The organism is Phenylobacterium sp. (genome assembly GCF_030651185.1).
Taxonomy (GTDB): domain Bacteria; phylum Pseudomonadota; class Alphaproteobacteria; order Caulobacterales; family Caulobacteraceae; genus Phenylobacterium.
Genome location: NZ_JAUSCJ010000034.1, coordinates 20,772 through 28,760 on the forward strand (window position 1 = coordinate 20,772; position 7,989 = coordinate 28,760).

Annotated in this window: 11 protein-coding genes; 4 read left to right on the forward strand and 7 right to left on the reverse strand. The window is 69.0% G+C overall.

Translation table 11 applies throughout. The annotated features are described in order from the left end of the window. Positions 1-5 precede the first annotated feature (5 nt). From ftsY to Q7J39_RS16985, 3 genes are all read left to right on the forward strand, one after another. Entirely contained in the window at positions 6-941 is a 936-nt protein-coding gene (ftsY, locus tag Q7J39_RS16975) for a signal recognition particle-docking protein FtsY (RefSeq protein ID WP_304827878.1), read from the forward strand. Further along, positions 938-1,525: an inner membrane-spanning protein YciB gene (locus Q7J39_RS16980; RefSeq protein ID WP_304827881.1), complete on the forward strand. Its 588-nt coding sequence runs from the start codon at positions 938-940 to the stop codon at positions 1,523-1,525. The genes ftsY and Q7J39_RS16980 overlap by 4 nt, the downstream gene beginning before the upstream one ends. 86 nt (positions 1,526-1,611) lie before the next feature. Beyond that, on the forward strand, positions 1,612-2,232 hold the full coding sequence (locus tag Q7J39_RS16985; RefSeq protein ID WP_304827885.1) for a MarR family winged helix-turn-helix transcriptional regulator: 621 nt from the start codon (positions 1,612-1,614) through the stop codon (positions 2,230-2,232). Positions 2,233-2,268: 36 nt separating this feature from the next. On the opposite strand, the gene Q7J39_RS16990 is transcribed toward Q7J39_RS16985, so the two are convergent. The 7 genes from Q7J39_RS16990 to ccmA form a co-directional block, all read right to left on the reverse strand. Next, on the reverse strand, positions 2,269-2,520 hold the full coding sequence (locus tag Q7J39_RS16990; protein WP_304827888.1) for a hypothetical protein: 252 nt from the start codon (positions 2,518-2,520) through the stop codon (positions 2,269-2,271). Between the two features lie 58 nt (positions 2,521-2,578). Beyond that, the gene (locus Q7J39_RS16995) at positions 2,579-3,094 is read right to left on the reverse strand and encodes a DsbE family thiol:disulfide interchange protein (RefSeq protein WP_304827891.1); all 516 of its coding nucleotides are present in this window, start codon (positions 3,092-3,094) and stop codon (positions 2,579-2,581) included. After that, a complete protein-coding gene (ccmD, locus tag Q7J39_RS17000; protein ID WP_304827894.1) occupies positions 3,091-3,246 on the reverse strand; it encodes a heme exporter protein CcmD in 156 nt (51 codons plus the stop codon). The genes Q7J39_RS16995 and ccmD overlap by 4 nt, the downstream gene beginning before the upstream one ends. A 1-nt stretch (position 3,247) precedes the next feature. Then, entirely contained in the window at positions 3,248-3,976 is a 729-nt protein-coding gene (gene ccmC / locus Q7J39_RS17005) for a heme ABC transporter permease CcmC (RefSeq protein WP_304827897.1), read from the reverse strand. A 63-nt stretch (positions 3,977-4,039) separates the two neighbouring features. Continuing rightward, positions 4,040-4,534 (reverse strand): Spy/CpxP family protein refolding chaperone, encoded by a 495-nt coding sequence (locus Q7J39_RS17010; protein WP_304827900.1) that lies wholly within the window; start codon positions 4,532-4,534, stop codon positions 4,040-4,042. 72 nt (positions 4,535-4,606) lie between these two features. Next, a complete protein-coding gene (gene ccmB / locus Q7J39_RS17015; RefSeq protein ID WP_304827903.1) occupies positions 4,607-5,272 on the reverse strand; it encodes a heme exporter protein CcmB in 666 nt (221 codons plus the stop codon). After that, positions 5,269-5,871: a heme ABC exporter ATP-binding protein CcmA gene (gene ccmA, locus Q7J39_RS17020; RefSeq protein ID WP_304827906.1), complete on the reverse strand. Its 603-nt coding sequence runs from the start codon at positions 5,869-5,871 to the stop codon at positions 5,269-5,271. The genes ccmB and ccmA overlap by 4 nt, the downstream gene beginning before the upstream one ends. A gap of 177 nt (positions 5,872-6,048) precedes the next feature. Here ccmA and acnA point away from each other — a divergent pair. Continuing rightward, positions 6,049-7,989 (forward strand): aconitate hydratase AcnA (gene acnA, locus Q7J39_RS17025; protein WP_304827909.1); only part of this gene is annotated, 1,941 nt, incomplete at its 3' end.

The window sequence follows — 7,989 nt, forward strand, 5'->3', positions numbered from 1 at the left end:
CGCCTATGACTGAACCCAAGAAGGGCTGGCTCCAGCGCCTCGCCGGCGGCCTCACCCGGTCGTCCAAGGCGCTGACCGAACAGGTCTCGGCAACCTTCACCAAGACGCCGCTGGACCAGGCCAAGCTCGACGAGCTGGAGGAGATGCTGATCGAGGCCGATCTCGGCCCGCATTCAGCCGCCCGCATCACCCAGCGCTTCTCCGACGCCAAGTTCGGTAAGAGCGTCGACGAGCAGGAAATCAAGGAAGCCCTCGCCGAGGCCATCGGCGACGAGCTTTCCAGCCGCCAGGGAACCTTCGATCCGCTCTCGGGCCCCAAGCCCTATGTGGTGCTGTTCATCGGGGTCAACGGCTCGGGCAAGACCACCACGCTCGGCAAGATCGCCGCCGACCTGACGGGCAAGGGCGCCAAGGTGCTGGTGGTGGCCGGTGACACCTTCCGCGCCGCCGCCGTCGAGCAGCTGAAGGTCTGGGCCGAGCGCGCCGGCGCCGACTTCATGTCGCGCCCGCCCAATTCCGACGCCGCGGGCCTCGCCTTCGACGCCATCGCCTCGGCCAAGGAAAAGGGTCACGACGTGGTGCTTATCGACACCGCCGGCCGGCTGCAGAACAAGCAGGGCCTGATGGACGAACTGCTCAAGGTCATCCGGGTGGTGAAGAAGATCGATCCGGACGCCCCGCACGAGACCCTGCTGGTGCTGGACGCCACGGTGGGCCGCAATGCGCTTGCCCAGGAAAACATCTTCGGCAATCAGATCGGTGTCTCCGGCATCGTCATGACCAAGCTGGACGGCACCGCCCGCGGCGGGGTCCTGGTGCCGGTGGCCCAGGCCTCCGACAGCCCCATCAAGCTCATTGGCGTCGGGGAGGGGATCGAGGATCTTCAGCCCTTCAACGCCCGGGCCTTCGCCCGTTCCCTCGTCGGTCTGGAGGACGCATGACCCTGTCGCCTGGCGCCAAGAAGTTCGTCACCGGTTTCGTCGACTACGGATGGCCGGTCGGCTTCGTCATCGCCTATTTCATCACCCACGACACGGTCCAGGCGACCTGGGGCATGGTGGCCGGCGCGGCGCTCGCCCTGATCGTCGGCTATGTGGTGGAGAAGCGGATCGCGCCCATGCCCCTGGTGGCGGGGCTGATCGCGGTGCTGTTCGGCTGCCTGACCCTGTTCTTCCACGACGACCGCTTCATCAAGGTCAAGCCGACCGTGACCTCGGTGGCCTTCGGCTTGTTCCTGATCGGCGGCATGGTGCTGCGCAAGAACCCGCTGAAGATCCTCCTGGGCAAGGCCTTCCAGATGCCCGACGAGGGCTGGCGCAAGCTGTCGTGGCGCTACGGGATCTTCTTCCTCTGCGTGGCGGCCCTCAACGAGTTCATCTGGCGCACCCAGCCGGACGCCACCTGGGTGCTGTTCCGGTTCCCGGGGCTTTCCATCATCCACATCCTGTTCGGCTTCTCCCAAGTGCCGCTGATGATGAAGTACGCCAAGCTGGATGAGATCCCGCCGGTGCCGCCGATCGAATAGGCGGCCCCCGGACCATTGTCGTCAAAACGACGCGAACGGACTATATCTTCCGCGGCCGATCCAATGTGGCAGAGGCGGGGAACTCGATGTCCAAAGGTAAGTCCGGCAAGTCAGGGGGGCTTCCGGCCCTCGACCGATCCCCCAGCCACCTGCTGCACCGCGCGTTGCAGCTCTCTCTCGACATCTATGCCGAGACCTTCGAGGCGGGCGGCCCGACCCAGCGCCAGTACGCGGTGCTGGCCGCCGTTGAGGCCCACGAGGGCCTGACCCAGACCGATCTGGTCCGCATCACGGGCATTGACCGCTCGACCCTGGCCGACATGGCCGCCCGCATGATCACCAAGGGTCTGCTTGAGCGTCAGCGCTCCGCCGCCGATGCGCGCGCCAACGCTGTCAGCCTGACCGCCGCCGGCCGTGAGTTGCTGGAGGAGGCCAAGCCGAAGATGGCCGCCGCGGACGCCCGGCTGCTGAAGCTGCTGTCCTCCGGCAAACGCGAGGGCTTGGTGAGCGTCCTGCGCGACCTGATCGCCGCCGGCGAAGCCGCCGCCTCGCCACCGGCGGAAAAGCCCGCGAAGAAGGCCAAGGCCGAAAAGCCCGCCAAGGTGAAGAAGGTGAAGGCCGAAAAGGCGCCCAAGCCTGAGAAGGCGGAAAAGCCGCCCAAGGCTGAGAAGCCGAAGAAAGAGAAGAAGGCCAAGAAGGTCGCCTAGGCTTCCGCCAACCTGATCTTCATCCCGGGGTCGGGGTTAGATCTTGATGTCCAGCAGCGAACCGGGCCGCAGGATGCGTTCCGGCGGATCGGAGGGCAGGTCGGTGGGGATGCGGCCCGCGGGCTGGGGCCGCGAGGCCGGCCGGGCCGACGCGCTGGCCATCGGCGCCTGCTGCTGCAGACTAAGCGCGGCCTCGAAGAAGGCGCGCTGGCCGGCGTTGCGGGCAGGGTCCGGCCGCTGGACGGGGGCCGAGGTCTGCGGAAAGCCGGGTCGGATCGGAAGCGCCACGAGGCCGCCTTATGGTTAATACGCGTCAACTCATGGCGCGCTGCGCGTCAATGTATGGTTAACGCGCGGCCTTGGCCCACAGATCCTTGGCGTCCTGTTCCGTCAGCGGGCCTGTGTGCTTGGCCACGATCACGCCGTCGGCGCCCACCAGATAGGTCTCCGGGACCCCGGTGACGCCAAGTTCGATGCCGGCCCGTCCGTCGCGGTCCACCAGCCGGGTGGTGAAGGGATCTCCCAGGCGGTTCAGGAAGGCCTTGGTATTGTCGGGCGCGTCCTTGTACGCGACCCCCACCAGGGGAACGCCTTGGGTCTTCAGAGCCACCAGAACCGGCTGCTCGATCTCGCAGGGGGCGCACCACGAGGCGAAGATGTTGATCAGCACCGGCCCCTTGGCGGCGTCGCGTAGGCGCACCGGGCGACCGTCGTCCAGGCTCGGCAGCACGAGGTCGGGGGTCGGCTTGCCCACCAGGGCCTGGGGCTCGACGCGGGGATCGTGTTTCAGGGCGAAGAGACCGAACAGCAGGGCCAGCGCCGCCAGGGCGATCAACGGCAGGGCCGCCAGCCAGCGGCTCACGTCTCGCGGTCCCGGGTCTGTGACTCGGCCTTCTTCCGCCAGCGACGGGCGTGGTTGAGGCTGGTGGCGATCATGCCGATGAAGACCAGGGCCGTCAGGCCGTAGGCGGGCCAGATGAAGGCGGCGTAGGGGCCGGGGTCGAGGTCGAGCATCTCAGGCCCTCGCCGCGCGCATTGCGGCCGCCTCGGCTCGGCGGCGCCAGACCTCGGCGCGGATACGCACCAGCCACAGCGACCCGAAGGCGGCCATATAGGCCAGGCCCAGCAGCAGCAGCGGATAGAGGTAGTCGACGGTCATCGTCGGCCCGCCCTTGCGGAACACCGAGGCGCCCTGGTGCAGGGTGTTCCACCAGTTCACAGACCAGTGGACAATTGGCAGGTTCACGATTCCCACCAGGGCCAGGATGGCGCCGGCGCGGGCCGCCTTGGTCTCATCGTCCAGCGAGGCGCGCAGGGCCATGTAGGCGAGGTAGAACAGCAGCAGCACCAGGACCGAGGTCAGGCGCGCATCCCAGACCCACCAGGCGCCCCACATGGGCCGGCCCCACAGGGCGCCGGTGGCGAGCGCCAGGACGGTGAAGGCCGCGCCCAACGGGGCGGCGGCCTGGGCGGCGGCGTCGGCCAGGGCGTGGCGGAAGACGAGCGCCAGGAAGCTTGCGCCCCCCAGGCAGGCATAGACGAACATGCTCATCCAGGCGGCCGGCACGTGGATGAACATGATCCGCACCGTGTCGCCCTGCTGGTAGTCCTCGGGGGCTGTGAAGCCGAGCCAGAGGCCGGCCAGGGCCAGCACAAGGGCGATGACCCCGAACATGGGCGCGGCCCAGCGGGAGAACGCCATGAAGCGCTCGGGATTCGAAAGGAAGGCGGGCGCCGGGAACATGCCCAGGCGAATTAGACCCCGGCGTCGCCTGGGGCAAGCCGGGGTCGTCCTCAGGACCTAAGTCTAGCCGTGACCGCCGCCCCGGTGGCCACCGCCCTTGCCGCCGCGGCCGCCCATCGGACGCATGGCGTCGAAAGCCTTCTTCTGGGACGGCGAGAGCTGACTGTAGAAGCGCATCGTCGCGTCGGCCCGGCGGGCGAACTGAACCTGGCGGTCGGCCATGTGGGCCTTCATGCGGTCCAGACGCTCCGGCGTGGTCAGGGCGGCGCGCTCGCCGCGGTTTTCACGCATCTTGTCGCGCCAGCCGGCGGGCGGGGCGACGGACTGCAGGAAGGCGTTCAGCGCCGGCTCCTGGTTGGTGGTCAGCTGCAGGGCGTCGCGCAGGTGCTGGGCGCGCCGAGCCGTCATCTCTGCGGGGTCGCGGTGCGGCCGGTCGCCACGATCGTGACGGGGGCCGGCGTCCTGCATGGCGGCCGGGGCCGGCTGGGCGATCGCCGCACCGCCGAGGCCAAGGGTCAGGATCGCGCCGCTCAGCAGCAACGGGGTGGTGAATTTCATGGGTCTGCGTCTCCGGAGTTCGTATCCCTCGGAGGGTTCAACGCCGCGGCCGGCCAGTTCCGTCGCCGATTTCTAGGACAGGGCGTTGCGGCAGGCCGCGGCCATGGCCAGGGGGCCGAGCGCCACCGCGGCGGCGGCATAGGCGCTGAGCAGCGCCAGGCCGGCATGCCAGGGCAGGCCATTGGCGAAGGCGTCCAGGGCCGCGCCGCCGAAGATCACCGGCGGCACAAACAGCGGCAGGACGATCACCGCCGTCAGCAGCCCGCCGCGCCGGGCCCCCAGGCTCAGAGCCGCGCCGATCCCGCCCGTGAAGGCGAAGGCCAGTCCGCCGACCAGGGCGCAGGCCAGGATCAGCGGGGCCAGTTGCGGCTTGGCGCCCAGGGCGATCGCGGCGATGGGGGCCGCCAGGGCCAGGGGCGCGCCGGTGGCGATCCATTGGCCCAGGCACTTCACCGCGCAGGTGATCTCCAGGGGAACCGGCGACAGCACGATCAGGTCCAGCGCCCCGTCCTCGTAGTCACGCTCGAATAGCCGCTCCAGCGACAGCAGGGCCGCCAGCGCCAGGGCCACCCAGGCCATGCCGGTGGCGATGGCCGCCAGGCGCGCGGGCTCGGGCCCGGTGGCCAGCGGCAGCAGGGTGGCGGTCCCGGCATAGAAGCCCAACGCCACCAGCGGGCCGCCGCCCTTGCCCCAGGCCAGCGCCACCTCGCGCGCCAGCAGGGCGCCGGCCCGGCTCACGCGCCGATCTCCAGAGCCTTGGCGGGGATGGGCAGGGGGTCGTGGACGGCCGCGACGATCAAGCCCCCGGTGGCCAGGTGCTCCGTCATCACCGCGCCGAATCGCTCGCGCCAGACGCCGTCTAGGGGACTCAAGGGCTCGTCCAGCAGCCACAGCGGACGCGGAGCGGCGATCAGTCGCGCCAAGGCCAGGCGGCGTCTCTGCCCCGCCGATAACCGCCGAACTTCCAGATCCAGCAGGGTGGAAAGCTCAAGCCTCCGGATGGCTTGGTGGGTCGAAGCCGCTGTGCCGCCGGTCCAGCGCGACCAGAAGTCCAGCTCCTCCCGGGCGGTGCGCCCGGGCTTCAGGCCATCAAGGTGACCGATCAGGTGCAGGCCTGTGGCCCTTGCGGCATCGGCGTCGGCGTCGCCAAAGGCGATGGTCCCGGCCTCGGTGGTGACTAGACCCGCGATGGTCCGAAGCAGGCTGGTCTTGCCCGCGCCGTTGCGGCCGGTGAGCGCGCAGGCTTCGCCCGCCGCCAGGCTCAGGGCCAGGCCTTCAAAAAGCAGGCGCCCGCCCCGGCGGACCGACAGGTTTTGCAGGCTGAGGCGAGAGATCACGGCGAGGTTGTCCTCCCTGCATGGACGTAGGCCGAGCCAGGGTCTATGACGCGCGCGGCCGACGCCGCCTTGGGGGGCGTACGCGGCGCGGGGGCGGACGCTGTGTGTCCGCCTCGAAAAGCGCGCGATCCCCGAAGCGGTGGTGAAGCGGCCGTGAACAGAGGAAGGATCCCTTATATGGCGTCGATCGACAGCCTGAAGACCCGCCGCGAACTGACGGTGGGCGACAAGACCTACGTCTACTACAGCCTTCCCGCCGCCGAGGAAGCCGGACTTTCGGGCGTTTCGCGCCTGCCGGCCTCCATGAAGGTGCTGCTGGAAAACCTGCTCCGCAACGAAGACGGCGTTTCCGTCGGTGGCGATGACCTGTCCGCCGTGGCCGCGTGGCTGGTGAACAAGGGCTCCGTCGAGCACGAGATCAGCTTCCGTCCGGCCCGCGTCCTGATGCAGGACTTCACCGGCGTTCCCGCCGTCGTCGACCTGGCCGCCATGCGCGACGCGATGACGGCGCTGGGCGCCAACCCTGAGAAGATCAACCCGCTGAACCCCGTCGACCTGGTGATCGACCACTCTGTGATGGTCGACTACTTCGGCACCTCCAAGGCCTTCGGTGAGAACGTCGAGCGCGAGTACGAGCGCAACATCGAGCGTTACCGCTTCCTGCGCTGGGGCTCCTCGGCCTTCAACAACTTCCGCGTCGTGCCCCCCGGCACCGGGATCTGCCACCAGGTGAACCTGGAATACCTCGCCCAGACCGTCTGGACCCTGGACGAGGATGGCGCCACCACCGCCTATCCCGACACCGTCGTCGGCACCGACAGCCACACCACCATGATCAACGGCCTCTCGGTCCTGGGCTGGGGCGTGGGCGGCATCGAGGCCGAGGCCGTGATGCTGGGCCAGCCGATCCCGATGCTGATCCCGGAAGTCATCGGCTTCCGCGTCACCGGCGCCATGCCGGAAGGCGCCACCGCCACCGACCTGGTGCTCACCGTCACCCAGATGCTGCGCAAGAAGGGCGTGGTGGGCAAGTTCGTGGAATTCTACGGTCCGGGCCTCGCCGGCCTGACCCTGGAAGACCAGGCCACCATCGCCAACATGGCCCCGGAATACGGCGCTACCTGCGGCTTCTTCCCGGTGACCAAGGCCACCATCGACTACCTCTCGGCCACCGGCCGTGACGCCCACCGCGTCGCCCTGGTGGAAGCCTACGCCAAGGCCCAGGGCCTGTGGTTCGAGCCCGGCGACGCCGACCCGGTGTTCACCGACACCCTCGACCTGGACCTCGGTTCGGTCCTGCCGTCCCTGGCCGGCCCCAAGCGTCCGCAGGACCGCGTCCTGCTCTCCGAAGCCGCCGCCGAGTTCAAGCTCGCGCTGGGCAAGGAGTTCGGCAAGGCCGATGAGGAAAGCGCCAATGCGCGGATCCCCGTCGCCGGCGAGAAGTTCGACGTCGGAAACGGCGACGTGGTCATCGCGGCCATCACCTCCTGCACCAACACCTCCAACCCCTCGGTGCTGATCGCCGCGGGCCTGGTGGCCAAGAAGGCCATCGAAAAGGGCCTGAAGGTGAAGCCCTGGGTGAAGACCTCCCTGGCCCCCGGCTCGCAGGTGGTCACCGATTACCTGAAAAGCGCCGGCCTCACCAAGAGCCTCGACGCCCTGGGCTTCAACCTGGTGGGCTACGGCTGCACCACCTGCATCGGCAACTCCGGCCCGCTGCCGGAAGCCATCTCTGACGCGGTGCAGAAGGGTGACCTGGTCGCCTGCTCGGTGCTCTCGGGCAACCGCAACTTCGAAGGCCGGGTGAACCCCGACGTTCGCGCCAACTACCTGGCCTCGCCGCCGCTGGTCGTCGCCTACGCCCTGGCCGGGCGCGTGGACATCGACCTGCTCAACGAGCCACTGGGAACTGACCCGAACGGGCAACCGGTCTATCTGAAGGAGGTCTGGCCTTCCCAGGACGAGGTGCAGGGCGCGCTCCGGCGCTCCTTGAAGCCGGAGATGTACCGCCGCCAGTACGGCAACGTCTTCGCTGCCAACGAGACGTGGAACGCCATCGCGGTGCCGGAAGGGGAGCTGTACGAGTGGGACGTCCGGTCGACTTACATCCAGGAGCCG

Coding starts and splice junctions, on each gene's coding strand:
- ccmD (WP_304827894.1), bottom strand. CDS start 3,246: ATGCTCGACCTCGACCCCGGCCCCTACGCCGCCTTCATCTGGCCCGCC.
- Q7J39_RS16985 (WP_304827885.1), top strand. CDS start 1,612: ATGTCCAAAGGTAAGTCCGGCAAGTCAGGGGGGCTTCCGGCCCTCGAC.
- ftsY (WP_304827878.1), top strand. CDS start 6: ATGACTGAACCCAAGAAGGGCTGGCTCCAGCGCCTCGCCGGCGGCCTC.
- Q7J39_RS17010 (WP_304827900.1), bottom strand. CDS start 4,534: ATGAAATTCACCACCCCGTTGCTGCTGAGCGGCGCGATCCTGACCCTT.
- ccmC (WP_304827897.1), bottom strand. CDS start 3,976: ATGTTCCCGGCGCCCGCCTTCCTTTCGAATCCCGAGCGCTTCATGGCG.
- Q7J39_RS16980 (WP_304827881.1), top strand. CDS start 938: ATGACCCTGTCGCCTGGCGCCAAGAAGTTCGTCACCGGTTTCGTCGAC.